Origin of the sequence: Capnocytophaga sp. oral taxon 332 str. F0381, from assembly GCF_000318275.2 — a bacterium.
GTDB classification, from domain to species: Bacteria; Bacteroidota; Bacteroidia; order Flavobacteriales; family Flavobacteriaceae; genus Capnocytophaga; species Capnocytophaga bilenii.
The window spans coordinates 108582-108861 of sequence record NZ_KB291246.1 but is presented as its reverse complement, the minus strand read 5'-3'; positions in this window follow the sequence as shown (position 1 = coordinate 108861).

Here is a 280-nt window from a genome sequence, read left to right as displayed (position 1 = left end):
TTTTTTTTGTGAGGGCGATTTGCCAATCGCCCCTGCAATGTGAATGAAAGTGATTGATTATCAGAGCAATTAACTTTAGCAAACTCTTGAAGTTTGCCAAAGTGTGTGGTGGATAATGTTTGATTTATAAAGAATTACCGTTAATTTTAAATTAAACAGCGGCACTATTTGTACCAATCTTTTTTTGTGAGGGCGATTTGACAATCGCCCCTACAATGTGAATAAAATAGATTGATTATCAGAGCATAATTATAGTAGGCACGAGCTACAAGCTCGCGCC